7 protein-coding genes are annotated in these 18,441 nt (G+C 35.1%); 1 reads left to right on the forward strand and 6 read right to left on the reverse strand.

Annotated features, from left to right (window positions below):
- Positions 1-210: 210 nt before the first annotated feature.
- From GQR60_RS00370 to GQR60_RS00395, 6 genes are all read right to left on the reverse strand, one after another.
- The gene (locus tag GQR60_RS00370; protein ID WP_124991044.1) at positions 211-1,086 is read right to left on the reverse strand and encodes a discoidin domain-containing protein; all 876 of its coding nucleotides are present in this window, start codon (positions 1,084-1,086) and stop codon (positions 211-213) included.
- A 128-nt stretch (positions 1,087-1,214) separates the two neighbouring features.
- Positions 1,215-2,897, reverse strand: a complete 1,683-nt coding sequence (locus GQR60_RS00375) for a RagB/SusD family nutrient uptake outer membrane protein (RefSeq protein ID WP_124991045.1) — start codon at positions 2,895-2,897, stop codon at positions 1,215-1,217.
- 28 nt (positions 2,898-2,925) lie between these two features.
- A complete protein-coding gene (locus GQR60_RS00380; RefSeq protein ID WP_124991046.1) occupies positions 2,926-5,925 on the reverse strand; it encodes a SusC/RagA family TonB-linked outer membrane protein in 3,000 nt (999 codons plus the stop codon).
- 32 nt (positions 5,926-5,957) lie between these two features.
- Positions 5,958-7,841 (reverse strand): RagB/SusD family nutrient uptake outer membrane protein, encoded by a 1,884-nt coding sequence (locus GQR60_RS00385; RefSeq protein ID WP_124991047.1) that lies wholly within the window; start codon positions 7,839-7,841, stop codon positions 5,958-5,960.
- A 19-nt stretch (positions 7,842-7,860) separates the two neighbouring features.
- A complete protein-coding gene (locus GQR60_RS00390) occupies positions 7,861-11,070 on the reverse strand; it encodes a SusC/RagA family TonB-linked outer membrane protein (RefSeq protein ID WP_225441291.1) in 3,210 nt (1,069 codons plus the stop codon).
- Between the two features lie 83 nt (positions 11,071-11,153).
- Positions 11,154-13,682 carry a family 43 glycosylhydrolase gene (locus tag GQR60_RS00395; RefSeq protein ID WP_124991048.1) on the reverse strand — a complete coding sequence of 843 codons (2,529 nt, stop codon included), beginning with the start codon at positions 13,680-13,682 and terminating at the stop codon, positions 11,154-11,156.
- Between the two features lie 351 nt (positions 13,683-14,033).
- Between GQR60_RS00395 and GQR60_RS00400 the strand changes: the two genes are divergently transcribed.
- Positions 14,034-18,110, forward strand: a complete 4,077-nt coding sequence (locus GQR60_RS00400) for a hybrid sensor histidine kinase/response regulator transcription factor (protein ID WP_124991049.1) — start codon at positions 14,034-14,036, stop codon at positions 18,108-18,110.
- The last annotated feature ends 331 nt before the right edge of the window (positions 18,111-18,441 follow it).

Here is an 18,441-nt window from a genome sequence, read left to right on the forward strand (position 1 = left end):
CGTTTTTTAGGAAAGAGTAAAATCATCAATTATATATCTAACGAAATATAACTTGAGATTCTTTCTCTTCTCCAACAGAATCAATAATCAAATTAAAACAGTGAATTCAAAAAACAATCCAACGTTCCATATAAAAAGCGCCCACTCATAACCATAAAAAGCCCACTGCTATAAATTAATATAGCAGTAGGCTGATAATACAAATTTTAACTACAACTCAGGATCGTATGTATCAATATCGACATCATACAATACAAATTCCGCTAAGTTAAAATAATTTCTATTATTAAAAGTTTCTAAACAATTATATCTAAAATGAGAGAACGTACGACCAGGTCTAAAAATTTCAGAAGTATAATCAGCACCTCCTGCAGAAGGTAACCCTGAAGAAATAGTTTTAACAGTTTCCCAGTTAACTCCGTCATTACTAATTTGTATCTCTACTATTTTTGGCGCTTGCTGAGACCATTCTCTGTTCACCAAATAAAACTGAAAATCGTCAATAGGTTCATTCAAATCAATCTGAATGTACTGTGGCATTGGTATCTGCGGAGAACTCCATCGAGTATGAAAAAAAGAACTTGAATTGCCGTCAATTAAATTGGCAATAGGCCCTTCTTTTGGCTCTTGATTATTCGTACTCAACTGAGATGCTTCCAGCTCTATTTTAGTCGCTGTAATGGTTTCTGTTGCTGGAGCAATACCAGATTTAGCCACAACATTTATTTTACCGCTTCCTTGTCCGTTTTTATTAAACGCCTGAAATGCAAATTCATAATCTCCATATTTAGCTCTTGTATTATCAATTAATATCGAATCAGCATAAACAGATATCACTTCAAATACCTTTTTTTCAGTTAAGTGATCATAATAACTCATTTGAAGATAATAATAATTGGAATCCAAAGGGACATCCCATTTTAACAAAATTTGACCCGGCAATGCCTCCGAGGTAACAGACTCAACATTAGTTGGAAGATCATTTCCATCCACTGTATCTTCAAAAACCTCAAATTTTTTATCACAACTGCTAAAAAAAACAGCTGCAAGCAATATTGTTGCATATATAAACGATTGTTGTTTCATATAATTATAATTTGTTTTAGTTGCTATATGGAACATACCATGCTGGAATAATCATCCCACTGTGTGTAAAAATCACCTTGGCACGGACGTTTCATATTGATACTAGTTTATAATTTTTATACTTAGCACTACCATCCTGTATTTTGAGTTAGATTTGGATTCTTCCTAATTTCAGAATCTGGAATAGGAAAAAGATACATCTTGTTATCCCAAGATCTTTCTTTCTCAAATCTGCTGTATTTAAAAGATTCATCCTCTTTTTGTTCTATCTTCATACAGGTAACACTTTTTAAAACTTCTCCTTCTTTCCATCGTCTTACATCCCAAAACCGATGTCCTTCAAAGGCTAATTCAACCATGCGCTCATTTTTATATTTAGCTTCAAACTCAACATTTGTTAAACCTGCAGACAAAGAAGGCATGTTCACATCTGATCGATGTCGGATTACATTTACTGCATCAACAGCAGAAATATCAAAATCAGCACTTGTTGCATCCGGAGATCCCAAATAATGATAAACAGCTTCGGCATAATTTAAGTAAAATTCACCCAAGCGATATGTAATCCATGAGTGGCGCTTGTCCGTCACATGATTTGAACGCAAATCTACAGAAGCATCCATATATTTTTTTAAATAATAGCCTGTAGTTGAAGCGCCTGAAATAGGTGATCCATTTGCTCCTCCTTCAAAAATCTGCAATTCAGAACTGTAGTAAGTAGGCCAGCCAGTATCTCCATTTTTAGCGACAGTCATATTAAAACGTGGATCTCTCCCTTCATAGGGCTTATTAGAATTGTATCCACTACCATCTTCATTCCACAATAATCCGGTAGATTTCATTTCATAAGCATCCACTAAAGTTTGAGTAGGACAATTACCTGAATTTCCCCCTTCAACTCCAATAGGAAAGTTATAAGACTCCAAAGAATTTAATGAACCTACCCTGCGAACGAATATCATTTCTGAATTTTTATAATTATCTGTTCCCCATAAATCAGAGTATTTGCCCAATACAATACCATATTGTGAACAAGAATCTATTACGGCCTTATTCGCCAAAGCGGCCTTATACCATAAAGACGACTCATTGCTCGTATTGAAAAGTGAACTTGCTTGATAAAGAAGCGTACGAGCTTTCAATGCCAATACTGCAGCTCTACTAACACGACCAGTCTCAGTGTAAGATAAGTCCTCATATGTAACAGGTAAATTATTCACAATTCTGTCGCACTCAGCAACAATAAAATCAAATATTTCTGACTTATCGGTGCGAAGAACTGAATTAGCTTCATCTTCCGTCAGCACTTTTGTTACCAAAGGAACATCGCCATATTGTCTCACAAGATTAAAATAAAAATAAGCTCTCAAAAAACGTACTTCATATTGGTAACGCTCATAACGTTCCATTTGCTCATTATAATCTTCATTGTATTTAAAGTCAGAGAACGTTTGCCCCTCTGAAGCATCCAGATAAAAATTGACAGCACGAATAGCTTCGTAACTCTTATTCCATATATTTGATTTAGCATTACCGGCACTCCACGCACCATTATAAAAATCATGAATATCAGAAGAAGTCCACACATAATCAGACTCATCGGAGGCCGAGGATAACATAGCGCCTCCATAATTTCCAAAATCATAATCGAGATAATTATAAATATTGGAAACAAAGCTCATCGTACGACTGAAGCTTGAAAACACTTGCTCTTCATCTAAACTAACAAATTCGTCATAGTTCATTTCATCATCACACGCATTAAACGTTATGAGAAAACCTAAAGCAATTAATATATATTTAATTTTCATAATTCGAAAAAATTTAAATAATGAATTATTAAAACCCAATGGCTAAACCTACATTTATTGAACGAGTCATCGGGTATGCCACTCCTACAGATTCAGGGTCTGACAAATTGATATTATCAATGCAGAGCAAATCAATACCACGCACATAAAATTTAGCTGATTTCAATCTCAGTTTTGAAAGATAAGTTTCAGCCAGTTTATAGTAAATTTCACAGTTTCTTAGTTTTAGAAAAGATGCATCTGCGAGCCATACTGAGTTAGTTTGAAAGTTGTTGTCGTTGCTTTCTGTTGTCAGGCGAGGATACTTTGCGGATGGATTTTCCGGTGTCCAGCGATTATTATAATAATGCTCTGAAATAGTCGTATTATCAACCAATGGCCTATACACACTTTGTGTATTCAATATTGCAGTATATCGCTCTACCCCTTGAAAAGTAGCACTAAGACCTAAACCTTTCCATTCAAAACCCAAATCGAAAGAATAATAAATTTCAGGAACGCTTGTATTATAGCCCATCGCCACATTATCGTAGTCATTAATTACGCCATCATTATTTTGATCTTTAAACTTAATATCTCCGGGTTTTACTTCATTAAATTGTTGAGCCGGACTATTAGCAATATCTGCCTGATCGACAAAGAATCCTATAGCCTGAAGTCCAAAAATCTGATCGACAGATTTTCCTGTCTGTCTCAAATATTCATTGGCTTTTGGTTCCTCAAGCATTTCCTTTACTTTATTTTTAGCTAAAGTAAATTTACCACCCAAAGATATTTTAAAATCACCCAATTGTTTATTATAATTTACCCCGGTTTCAAGTCCCCAACTATCAACAATCCCTGCATTTGTATAAGGCGATGATATTCCCAGAACAGCAGAATTTGCTCCTCCGGCCGATACCCAAATATCCTTTCTTTTTTCAAAGTAAGTATCCGCTGTAATAACCACACCATTTAATATACCGGCATCTATACCTAAATTATATTTTATCGCTTTTTCACGACTGGTATTGGTTGAAGCTAAACGTCCTTCCCACATACCACCATAATCGGAGTAACTTCCTCCTAAAGGATATGAGCCACCGCTGCCAAAAGTTTGTTCCCAGTAATCTTCAGTTGGAATATAATCGGTATTAATAATTCCCCAGGAAGCTCTTAATTTAAGAAAATCAACAGGCTTTACATTTTTCATAAAATTCTCATTTGAGATAATCCATGCTGCTGAAACTGTTGGTGAAAATCCCCATTTTTCGCCGGGAGCCAATTTATTAGAACCTGAAGTTGCCAAAGTAAGATCAGCCACATAACGATTGTTATAAACGTAATGTATATATCCCGCAACATTTTGGCGATAATAGGTATGATTTTGACTATTTTTCACATGATGCTCGTACGAATACATTAAAGACGAAAAAATCTTGTTTTTTCCTGATTCCTTTTGGTAATCTACATTTGCAAACAAGTTTGAATGACGATCCTGCCAATCTAATTTGCTTCCAAAGTCAATACCACTATCCGCTCCTGCAGAATAAGTAGAAACATCAGATGGTTTACCGTCTACCCAACTGCCAACATTCTCGCTGGCATAGGCATAATTTTTAGTATGTCCTTCCCAATAAGCCGCAACATTATCATATCCTGCACGCAACGAAGCACTTAAACCTTCAGTGATTGTTTTAAGATCCTGCGTTAATTTTACATCAGCATATAATGAACGAGTATGTCCTTTAGAGTATCCACGAGCCTGTGTTAATGCAACAGGGTTCATATTACTTCCCCAAGTTTCACTTCCACCCCATATTCCTTCACTTGTTTTAATTGGAAAAGCTGCAGATGGAGTTGAATATAACTTGGATATTAAATTATCAGATCCAAGCCCTGGACGTGAAAATTCATTTAACACTCCCATAAGATTAACCTGAACAGTAGTTGTTGAACTTACATCAATATCCAAATTGGTTCGAATATTACCTTTTGAATACTTCATTTGGGTAGAATATCCATCGTTCAGTTCAGAATTATCAATAAACCCCTGATTTCCCTGTAAGTTAAGCATAGTAAAATAGCGTACTTTTTTACCTCCTCCACGAAAATTCACATTATACATATTCGAACAACCGTTCTCGCGAAACACTTCGTCCATCCAATCAATATTCGGATACAAATTTGGATATTCTCCACTTTTAAAAGCACCAAGTTCATTTTCAGAATACCGAGCTGATTTACCATCGTTGCTCAATGCTTCATTTACAGCACTTGCATATGTATATGAGTCTGCAAACTTTGGCAGGCGTGACTGCCAGTTAAAGGCATGATCATAACTAACATTTATTTCGCTGGTCTGGTATTTACCTCGCAAAGTGGTGATTGAAAGGACTCCATTAATACCTTTATAGCCATACAATGCAACAGCTGCAGCATCACGCAATACCGATACCGATTCAACCTCCTCGGGTACAACGTATTGAATATCTCGCTCTATTCCATCAACCACAACTAAAATACCATTATTCGATAAGGTCTGTAAGCCCCTGATTGACAGAGTAGCTCCTGTATCCCAAACAGGTCCGCTATTTTGCATTGCTGTTAGTCCCAGTGCATTACCATATAATGCATTGGACACACTAAACGCAGAACGCTGATTTACTTGCTCATGAGTAGTTAAAGAAATAGCTCCTGTAGACTCCCCAATTGTTTGATGAATTCCATAACCTAATTCTACTGCCTCAGAGAAAAAATCCATCTGTATTGTTATAGATTCCCTGTTTTTAACGGAAACCTTTTTAAATCCATTATTTGAGGTTTGAACAACTAAGCCTGCTGAATCTTGAACAAAAATATTAAACTCACCATTAGTATTTGTATATACTTTATTTTCCGGATTACTTTCGATGGAAACAACAGCTCCTGAAACTGGATTTCCATTCCGATCAATAATTTTTCCTGTTGTGTCTCCTGTTTGCGACCATCCTTTCATGGTCAAAAGCACAAACAAGCTCAGTATGATATATCTATATTGTATTCGCATAATCATCTTTTTTAATGTGCAGTTTTGATTTATCACCATCCCGGATTTTGTGTTAACCCATAATCTTTGTTCACTTCTTCGGGAGGAAAAGCTGACAAGTACCATTTTGGAGAGAAACTTGTCCACCAAGATCGGGTTGCATTTGTTAGTTCAAAAACTTCATAAGTAAACTCGCTAGGACGATCGCCTCGTGTATCTGAACTTTTATCAGACCATGAATCTTCTATTCCGTCAGCTCTATAAATTCTTAAACCATGAAGTTGCTTGGAAAAAAGATCCGCCCTTTTATTACGGGTCATATCAAAAAGACGTACATCCTCTAAACCTAATTCACAAGCCCGTTCTCTAAGAATTTCTTCCATTAGTACACTTTCGCTAAACATATTCTTATCAGGATTTGATTCTACCAATCCTTTTAGTCCAACCCGGGCTCTAACTTCATCCACTTTAGCAATCGCTTCCCCAAAATTTCCGGTTTTCATTAACGCTTCGGCATATGTTAGATATAATTCCGATAAACGAAGGTATGGCCAAAGGGTTGGCTCGTTTAAGTTATCTGAAAAATCAAGTACGTATTTGAAATTTGCATAACCGGTAGCGTATTGTCCGGTTTCTTGCGCCGGATTTTGCTGAGCTTCTCGACCACCTACCCACAATTCTGCTTGACGTCCTTGATATTTAGCCCCATTGACCAAAACAGTTTCATACAAGCGAGGGTCTCTATTTGTAAACATATCTGATACATGATCAGTCCAATTGAAAGCAGTTCCATCTGCCATAGGAAACATTTCTATAAATTCCTGTGTTGGAGTAAAAGCCCCATTTTGGCAAGATTGCGGGAAGTAATAATCCCATTGGTTATTGTTACCATAGGTATAACGTATGCGTGTTGATATTAACATTTCAGGATTGTTACTGCCACTTCCACGTGTAAAATAAGCAGATCGGAAAGCATCTCGATAATCATCAACATCAGTTCCCGATGCCTGTGCTAAAGAATAAACTCCATTATTGCTTAATTCCTGAAAAAAGCTGGTACAAGCAGACAAACATTCATCCCATAACTCCGATTTATATCCTCCATACCAAACTTGAAGGTTAGTTACTGCATCTTGGGTTCCTTCAGTACAATAAGGCTCACTATCATTAAACAAAGGACTGGCAGCAAATAATAAAACTTTACATTTTAAACCCATTGCGGATGCTGATGTAAAACGACCATCCCAATTTGAGATATCTTCAGCATCTAACGACCATGGCAAAACTTTTGCTGCTTCATCCAATAATCCAGTCATAAACAGAACTGTGGAATCCACTGTAGCACGTTTGGTATAATAAGCCGCTTCGTCGCTGCTAACTTCAAATGCATGATCAACAATAGGTAAACCTCCATAGTGACGAAACAAATCAAAATATCTTGATGCAATAATTACTTTTGCTTCGGCTTTCAACCTTTCTTTTTCATCCGTTCCCATATCAGGTACATTATCGACATTTTCAATAAATAACCAAGCCTGACGAACGGCTTCCCATACCTCCTCTTTTGTGAAACCAAAACGGGTAGCATCACTCGACTCTTCGGTACCAGCACTATAACTTCCCGAATAATAGCTCCTATTAACTCCATCCCAACTTAAATGGCTATGCCAACAGTCAGACAAAGTTTCGAACATTCCCATGTTCATTTTATTGTCAATACTATTCCAATAAACTGGCAGTCCATAATACAGTTTACTATATGTATTCCACAAAAAACGTCGTGAATATTCTGCATTACTAAATATCGTATCCTGAGTAACATCAACACCTGGTTGCTTTTCTAAAAAGTCATCTCCAACTGTTACATCATCAACACATGAAACAACTGTTAATGTGCCAATTACAAATGACACAAGTAATAATTTTATATTTTTCATAGTAGTATACATTAAAGAATTAAAAAGCCAATTTCAATCCTAGATTTATCACCCTTGTTAATGGATACGCTGGTCGGGAACTCGTTTTTGATTCCGGATCACCTAACTTAAATTTTGAAAATGTAAGTAAGTTATAACCACTAAGATATAAGCGACAATTGTCTATACCAGCTCTTTGAAACACCGGAAGATTTAACTTATAGCCTATTTCAATATTTTTCAACCGCAGGTAGCTGGCATCAACTAAAAACAAATCAGAACTTTGATAATTATTTGTTTTATGAGCAAGAGTAGCACGCGGTAATTTTGCTGTTGAAGCAGTTTCCGGAGTCCAACGCTGTTTGTATTGATACGATAACAAACCTTTTGTATTCGTATCTCCCATCGGATTACGAAATGTTTCCTGAAGTAAGCGGGAAGTATTCCAAGCACCAGTCCATTGCATACTAAAATCCAGATTTTTCCATGAAAAGCCAAGATTCATACCTGCCACATACTCCGGATTATTGGTATAACCAGCTTTTGTTACATCATCCGAATCAATTGTTCCGTCTTTATTTAAATCAACATAAACAACATCTCCCGGCTCTAAACCTCCTGCGTGTACAGCAATATCCTGCCCATATTGTGCTTTATACCGGTCATTAGCTGTTTCATCATAGAAACCCCAAAATTTACGAATGATATTAGATCCCACTGGTCTGCCGGTTTGCCACATATAATCCTCATTGGGCTTAACTTCTCCTTTTTCAATGATTTTATTTTTTGCAAATGAGAGGTTCGTGTTCACCCAATACTTAAAATTTTCGCCTATCTCATCACTCCATTTCAAGGCAATCTCATAACCATGGCTATCAACCACCCCCATATTTATAACTGGCAAAGAAACGCCTACAATATTAGGTGTCGTCTCAGACTTCACTAAAATATCTTCTCGGTGCTCACTAAATACATCTACAGACACTTTAAAACGCTCTTTTAAGAATGCCAAATCAATTCCATAATTTTGCTTGTAAGCTTTTTCCCATGTTACATCTTTATTCGATTTTGAACTTTCATAGGCTCCTGGTTGATTTGAACCTACATTGGTTCCAAAATTATACCCACTTCCACCAAGTACATAGGAATCAGGAATGTACATAAATCGTTGCTGCGTATTTCCTACATAGTATTTATCATTTCCTACAACTCCATAAGAACCTCTCAATTTCATGTAATTAATGACATTTTTAAATTCCTTCATGAAGTTTTCTTCAGATACAACCCAAGCTAAAGATCCAGCAGGAAAGAATCCATATCGCTTAGCACGTGCAAAATTTTCGGACCCATTGTATCCAACATTAAATTCTGCCATATAGCGGGTACTCCAATCGTATGTTATACGACCAACCATTCCCACATAACCTGAGGGAATATCTGTATATTGTTTTGGATAATATTTTTTAGATTGAGTGTACAAAGCAAGAGCGCCAATAGTGTGCTTTCCATATTTACGATCGTAGTTAATACTTGCTTCAGCATACCAATTACGTCCTTTATCAAAACTTTCACCATAATTCAGTTCTGCGTCATCCCCGCTTTTCTTGTATTCAACTCCCCCATCACTTGTCTTAATCGGAGTATAAAAAGGAGTGGATGAACTTCTGGTTTTTGTATGGTAAAATGTGCTGTTATAGGATCCTTTAACTTTAAAAAATAAACCTTCTGTAACAAAATCAAGTTCCTGCTTTAAAGCCAAATCAACATTAAGAACATTGGTTGATTTAGCATTAAATCCTTTTCCATAGTAAGGAGAAAGTCCATCACTACCGGCATCCGGCAAATAATCAGTATTTGTCACAACCCTTTTGCCATCAACTATACCTGCACCTCCGAAAGGAGTTGCCCAATAAAGCTGGCGAAATAACTGATTCTGATCTTCGTTAGAAATCGGCGTGTTTTTATCTTCAATACGGCCACCTAAATTTAGAGTTAACAGAGTGCTTTCTGAAATATCATAATCAAGGTTAGCACGGTAATTATATCGTTTGAAATCAAAATTAAAATCGTATCCCGAATCAAAAGTTTTAAATAAACCTTCTTGTGTAAAAGCTCCTAAAGACACAAAATATCTTATTTTCTCAGCTCCTCCAGAGATATTTACATTATGCTGAGTTTGAATTGCTCCCTTCTTTAATAATTGATCGAGCCAATCTACATCCGGATATAGTATTGGATCAGAATGTGTTTTGAAAGCTTCTAGAACATCAGGCTGAAATTTATAACTACCAGCGCTCACACCATCGTTAGCCTGCGCTTCATTATAATAACTTGCATATTCATAACTGTCTGCAAATTCAAGTAATTTTGTGGGCATTTGATAACCAGTAGAAGATGAAAAAGATATTTTAGCCTTTCCTTCTTTTCCTCGTTTGGTAGTAATTAATATAACACCATTGGCTCCACGCACACCAAAAACAGCCGTTGCCGAAGCATCTTTTAAAATAGTAATGCTTTCTATTTCATTCGGATCTAACTGAGAAAACTCACGTTCAACACCATCTACCTGAATCAAAGGAGACGAATTATTCAATGTCGTAACACCTCTAATATAAATCTCAGCATCATCCGCTCCCGGCTCTCCGGAATATTGTACTGATGACAATCCTGTTACCGAACCAGATAATGCATTAGACAAAGATCCTGTTGGAGTTTTTAATAATTGCTCTCCTGAAACTGTAGACACAGCTCCAGTAATTGTAGTCTTTTTTTGCGAACCATAGGCAATGGCAACCACCTCATCCAGATCAATGCTTGATTCTTCCATTACAACATCAATCGTAAGTTTGTTTCCAATAGCCATCTCCTTTTCAAGCATCCCCACAAAAGAATAAACCAGAAGCTCAGATTCTGCTGGAACACTTATCGCATAATAACCGTTAATGTCAGTGGTTACACCAATGAATGTACCTTTAACAAATACATTAACACCAGGTATTCCCATTCCACTCTTGTCTTTAACAGATCCTTTAATCTCCTTTTTTTTCTGAACTTCCAGCGACGAATTTTCATACAGAGAGGGTTTGTTATTATCAGATAACAGCTGATACCCCTCACCTTGGGGATTATGATCATCCGCCCATCCGGTAAGCATTGTTGCAAAAACAAAAAGATTAGTCAACGTTAATCGCAACAAGGTTTTTGTACTGCTTCCCAAAGGAAACCAATACCTTGTAAATCGTTTTTCCATAAATTAAAATTTTTACTTAGTAAATTATTTATTCAACTATCTTAAAACCAGCAACAAAAACATACACAGTTCTCATTTCCAGTTTAGTCAAAAACATATTTATCCCATTCTTTTGCCCATTTAATGATTGGCTTACCGTTCTCAAACGAAATTGGCAACCAAACATAACGGCCATCCAAGTGATTCTTAGGATTCCATCTGTCAGCCATAAAAATGAATGATTTTTTTTCTCCATGTACAGGAAATATACAGGTACTTTGCGATGAAAAAGTCAACTCCGATCCTTCTCCACGACAGGGATTCCCAAGAGTTTCCCACGGTCCCCAAATGGATGAAGCTACAGCTGAACGTGCTGCATTAGGCGCCCATCCTGTACATCCGGATGTGATTAAATAATATTTACCCTCTTTTTTAAATAAAGCAGGTGCTTCATTATGCCCGCCAGGAAATAAACGAACATACTTACCTGTATAATTCAAATAATCATTAGTTAGCTCTGCAATATGAATGGTTAAATTATCTTCGGAAGAATAAATATGATATGCTTTTCCATCATCATCTACAAACAATGTCATATCCCTCGACATCTGTCCACCCTCAAAGTCCCGTCGCACAAATAGGCCATCTACAATGGCAGCACGCCATTCGGGAGTCCACCATTCTTTAAAATCATTAGCCGTCAACCTTGATGTCCGTTGATCTTGATTCATATTTACAGGCCATTTACCAGCATTTGGTCTTAATGATTTTACAAATTTATATGGTCCCTTCATATCATCACTTACTGCTATTCCTACTTGCGCTGCATGATAACCTTGCCCTTTTAATTCCAGATGGAAATACATGACAAATTGCTTTGTGACTGCATTATAAATTACTTTAGGGCGTTCAATGGTACACCCTTTTGCAATTGGACTTAATTTGTTATTTTCCTCAACAGATAAAGCTACACCCTCATTTTTCCAGTGATACAGATCACTGGAAGAATAACATCTTACCCCAACCAATGCCTGACTGGTATTCGCACTCTTGTGTTCTCCAAACCAATAATATTTTCCTTGATAATACAGAATACCTCCTCCATGTGCGTTGATATGATTTCCTTGATCATCTAACCATAATTCGCCAGGATGAAAAGATTGATATTCTTGTTCCGGCTCATCAAATAATTTCTTTAATCTCGAAATTTTCGCTTCTATAGATTTGGATTGCAATATTTCACAGATATTTTTTTTTGAAATAGTAAGATCTGTTCCTTGAGGTTGGTTTTCAAAATCTCCCAAAAATGAGTTCCCGATGAAGGAAGTGTTAATATCTCCACCAAAGTCAAATTTGCTTTTTAAGCCACTGTCAGCGTAAAATATATTGTTTTTAAATTGAGTATTTTCCGGCCATTTATTCCCCCAATCTCCCATTTTTAATATCCGCGAATCAATGGAATCATTTTCTTTTGGATATTGTACAATCAAGTTGTTAGAGATCGTTGTATTTTTAACAGGCCCTGTGATATGTAAAACTGGCGTAAACCACCCACTTTGTTTGGTCGGGTAATTTCTTATTCCATCATTTACGCTAATATTATAACGAACAGTAGATTTTAGAGTGCCTTTATTCCAGCTCTTCCCAAGAGAATTTCCATCGTTACACACTAATAAAAATCCACCCGCATTATCATGACTATAATTATATTGAATAATAGTATTGTGACAATTATAATCTGAGTCAAATCCTTGTCCATCCCATTTGGCATTATGCCCACTTACTTCGTTATACTGGATAATCGTATTATCGCAACTCCATGGCCAAATACCTGCTGCAGCTTCATTTGGTGATAAAATGTCAGGACAATTTCGCATGACATTATATTCTATTACAGCACCATCACATCCGATAGGTACAATTCCATCACCGGGTACACTTTCAATCAGGTTGTGTGATATAAGAATTTTCAAATTGGGATGCCATTTATCCCGACTAGCATACCCCCCAGAATAAATGCCATTCCTTCCACAATTTATGATATGGCAATTTTGTATTGTTAATCCTACAAATCTTGATTTTACTTTAGAACCCTTATTCTCCCAGAAAATACCCCCTCCAGCACCTTCTTCTTTCGCTAAACTTCCATTTACATCTCTAATTACCAAATCATCTAATGTTACATCAAAACGCTCACCAGAATCTTCAGCTTTTATATAAACACCCACTCTGCCAGCTGCTCTATTTTCTCCGTTATTTGTTATTTCAAGCTGAGATACTTTACAATAGGCTGGGTTATTTAATAACAGTGTATATTTTTTATCACCGGCTCCATTAATTTGGGGAAAAGGAAGCGATGTATTTCCATAAGCTCCAACCACAATTAATGCCCCTTTTTCCCCTTCCAAATTAAGAACTAACTGCCCATTAAAAACGGACCCTCTTTTAAAAAGAATAGAATCACCAGCATTAAATTTTAAAAGATTTACATTTTTTAAACTACGCCAGGGTTTCGAAATATTCACCCCTTTATTTAAATCGTTTCCGCTACGGGAGTCAATATAATAACTCGATGAAAATGCAATATTCTCAAACAAACAAAGAGATATAATAATAAGTGCAATTCGCCTCATATTTAAATTAGCTATATTTTTTAGGAAAAATTAACATTACAAATATGTCTATCTTTGTCAGGATAAAAGTTGAAAGATCATTCCGAATGGGGGAGAATTCATTCAACGCTTAATTTCAGAGGCTTTCAGATATAAAAAGACAGATATTTAATCCTTTTTGAATGATTATTCACCTTAGAAAACCAGATAAGAATCGTATTATCAACTTTCAATTAAAATATACTTCACCTCTAATTTCCCATATCGTAACAACATCGTAATATTTGATCAGGGGAATTTGACATTAATTAACAGAGGAGAAAAGTTCCATAAATTACATATCGCTTATTCAAGAGTAAAATAAACGCAGCCATGAAATTTAAAATACTAACATTATCATTCCTGATATTATTATATGCTTCAAACAATCATGTGAAATCGCAGAATATTTCAGTTTCTCAACTGCCAATAATGGATCAATTACCCTCCAATTCTGTTCATCGAATTTTTCAGGATAGCGAAGGGTATATTTGGTTTGGAACTCCCGAAGGACTGTGCAGATATGATGGCAATAGAATAAAAATTTTCAGATCAGATATTTATTCTCCAAACTTATTTGCCAGTAACGAAATTTCCTGTATCGCTGAAGACAACAATAATAACCTTTGGATAGGAACGAATGAAGGTTTAAGTATTCTAAACAGAAACACCTATCAAATTAAAACTCATCCTGATAGTATATTGCAATCGATGGTCATTCGTGATATATTAATTGGCAGTGATAGTACCATTTGGGTTGGAGCATCAAATGCTGTGTACAGATACAATCCTGATTTTTCAAGAAAAAAAAGATATACGCATAATCAGAATGACTCAAAATCAATTCCTAATGGCGGAATTAATAAACTTTTTGAAGATTCATATCATAATATCTGGTTAACATTATGGGAAGAAGGATTACATAAATATGATACGGAAAGTGATCGATTTATCCAATACCCTAAAATTGGACGTACAAACAATCCATTTAAAATATTTCAGGATAATCAGAATAATTACTGGATAGGTACCTGGAATGATGGCTTGTATAAATTTACCCCTAATGCAAAAAATGATGATTTGTATACACAAATAACAATTCCTAAGACGAATTATTCTGAGGAAGAAGAAACCTTCTTTAGCTTTACTCAGGACGATAATGTTGAATATATTTGGTCAATGTCTCTGTCTGGATTAAGTACATATATGTATGACAAATCAGGTGATCTTATTCCAGTCAACACACAGGAATTACTTAAAAACACCAACAATATTTTTAGTGAAATTATAAAAGACAGAGATGGTAGTTTATGGATTGGAGCCTTTAGCGAAGGGGTGTTTAAAATTGATTTTGACAAACCTGCAATTAGTAATTTCCCAATAGATGTTCTTAATACCAAAAACAACATAGCCCCCTCTTTCACCTCAATATGTGTTGATAACGATAAGGATATTTGGGTTAACCAAAATAGGTTAGGTCTATTTATATATTCACCAGAAACAAAAACAATTAGATACTTCACAGAATTCGAAAAATTAAAAAATATACCGGAATTACTCAAAACGAATAACATCATCTATATTTCAAGCCTAAATGAAATATGGATAACAAATGATCAAAACACGAAAATTGTAAAAATTAAAAAAAAGGGATCTGACATTACTTCTCTAAAAGAAAGCTTTCTAAATAATACATACAAAGCCCCTGGTCAGATAAATCATATTTTTGAAGATAATAAGTCTAATATCTGGATCGGTACCAAGAACGCCTTATTTGTTCAACCAAGAGGATCTGAGAATATATTTCTGATAAATAAGAAAATCGGTTCAATAAACGAAATAACGCAGGATACAAATGATAACTTATGGATAATCTCTAATAATAAAGGAATATATAAAATAGCTATCCCGCAAATAGTAACAGAAGATGAAATTTCCAATTTAGAAATCGAAAACATTCAAAGTAAGTTATTGAGTGACCATATCCAATCCATTACTGCCGATTTGAGTGAAAACATTTGGATTGGCACAAAAGAAGGTAGTTTAATTGCATACAATGCTACTGATAAATCATTTACAAACAGAACTGTAGATTGCGGACTAAAAGGAGAAGCTATTTTAGATATTATTTCAGACAAATACAATAATATTTGGATTACTACCTATAAAAGAATAATAGAATTTAATCCAAAAAACAATGCCTATTTTGTCTATTCAGCCTCTGATGGAGTTCAAATCAATTCACATCTCAAAGGATCTTTCTGTAAAACAATAGATTCAAAATACATATATATTGGTGGAAACAGAGGATACTCACGTTTTATCCCTTCAGAAAAATTAAACTCTCCCTTAACTAAAGTACAAACAAAAATTACAGATATAAAAGTACAAAACAAATCGATCCTTAGCCAAAACAATGAGGTTGAATTCGATAGCAAAAACAACTCTCTTGTTTTAAGACCAGAGGATAAAAACATTGAAATTTATTTTTCTACTCTCGACTATATAAATGCAAAAAAAATAAAGTATGCATATAAATTGGAAGGAGTAGATAATGATTGGGTTTATCCTAAAAACGACAGACAATTTGCGGTTTACAATCAATTAAAAAAAGGACATTACACTTTCTGTATTAAAGCTACTGATGCACATAACCTATGGAGTACTAACATCACAAAACTTACGATTGACCGTAAACCGGCATACTATGAAACAAACATTGCATACCTCCTGTATTTTTCGTCTTTCACTCTAGGAATATTCCTGCTGTTCAAAATAATTCTGGGTAGAAGTAAATTGAAAAATGAAGTAAAAATCACCCAAATAGAGAAAAGTAAATCTGAGGAAATCACCCAAACAAAACTAAAATATTTTACAAATATTTCTCATGACCTGTTAACCCCCTTAACGATAATTAATTGTTTGATAGATGATATTGAAACCACAGTTCAAAAAAACATGCCCGAATTTGGAATTATACGATCGAACATTGTCAGACTCAAAAGATTACTTCAGCAAATACTTGATTACAGAAAAGTGGAAGGTGGTAAAATGGAATTGCGTGTTGCAAAGGCGGACATTTCATCCTTTATAAATGATATCTGTTACAACCACTTTATACCAATGTTTGATAAAAAAAATATTCTATTTGAATTAAATTCAACACCTCAAGAAATAAGCGCCTATTTTGATGCTGATAAAATGGATAAAATCCTGTTTAATCTTCTATCAAATGCTTTTAAATATACCCCTCGAAATGGAAAAATTATTGTTGAGCTTACTCTTCTCATCAGAGAAAACACAGAATTTATTTCGATTAAAGTATCAGATACAGGCATAGGAATTCAACCCGAAGATATTGAACATATCTTTCAGCGATTTTATAATAACAAAACAACTGATGTAAGCGAAACAAATGGGATTGGCTTATCTCTGACAAAAGATTTAGTAGAACTTCATCACGGGAAAATATCCGTTAATAGCATACCAAAAACTGGTTCCACATTCTGCATAGAGATTCCTATTGATAAAAAAAGTTATACAATTGAAGAAATATATCCGGAAGCACAAAGTTTAGATTTAAATAATATAGATGATAAACTTCAGGAATATCCGGAAACATCTTCAAAAATCAGCAACATAAATATCTTGGTGGTTGAAGACAATGTTGAACTACTTAAAATAATTCAAAAACGCCTGCTCAAATCTTATAACGTATTAACGGCCCAAAATGGTTTAGAAGCTATTGAGCTCGTAAAATCAACGGATATAGATATAATTATTAGTGATGTAATGATGCCCGAAATGGATGGCCTCGAGCTGTGCCGAACACTAAAAAACAATATAGAAACAAATCATATTTCGATTATTCTTCTTACCGCCAAAAACAGCATAGATGATCGTATTGAGTGTTATAATGCCGGAGCAAATGCCTACATCTCCAAACCTTTTGAAATAAATGTGTTACAGGCACGAATCCAGAATTTCACTTTGCAAAAGAAACAGCAGCAACAGGAATTTAAATCTAATCAAGAAATAAATATCTCTTCATTAGATTATCCGTCAATGGATGAACAATTTTTAAAAAATGCCATTCTCATTATTGAAAAAAACTTAACGGAAACAGAGTTTGACATCAACTCTTTTGCCGGACAACTAAACCTATCCAAATCAACACTATATAGGAAAATTAAAACAATTACAGGATTATCGCCTATTGAATTTATTCGTAACATTAAACTAAAACATGCCTCCAAAATGTTAAAATCAAATCACATTAGCATTTCAGAAGTAGCATATTCTGTAGGTTTCTCAGATCCTAAATATTTTGCATCCTGCTTTAAAGCGGAGTTCAACATCACGCCAAGTGAATTTCAAAAAAACAGTAATACCGATTGTGACTTATCCTGAAATAGTTTGACACAGAATTATGAACATTCTCCTTTTTCCTCAAACAGATGCTCTGTTCAGTTCTGAAAATGGTGTTTTCTTCTCCGCGCACCCCTTTGTCCTTTGTGGTCAGCTCTATTTAATTTCTGCTGTTAATCTCTGATTTTCAGTGCGCGGAGAACACAGAGTAGCACAGAGAGTGAATCGATTGATCCCAGTTGTCCCTAATTTGCAGGAATGCTGGCTTCTTTTTTCCTTTTAATTTAGGAATTATAGAATTGTTGCTGATCTTATTAATGCATCAGCATATAAAATAACATCTATTGCGTAATAAATATATAAGTCAGATGAA

The organism is Labilibaculum euxinicum (genome assembly GCF_009795715.1).
In the GTDB taxonomy this organism is placed as follows: Bacteria; Bacteroidota; Bacteroidia; order Bacteroidales; family Marinifilaceae; genus Labilibaculum; species Labilibaculum euxinus.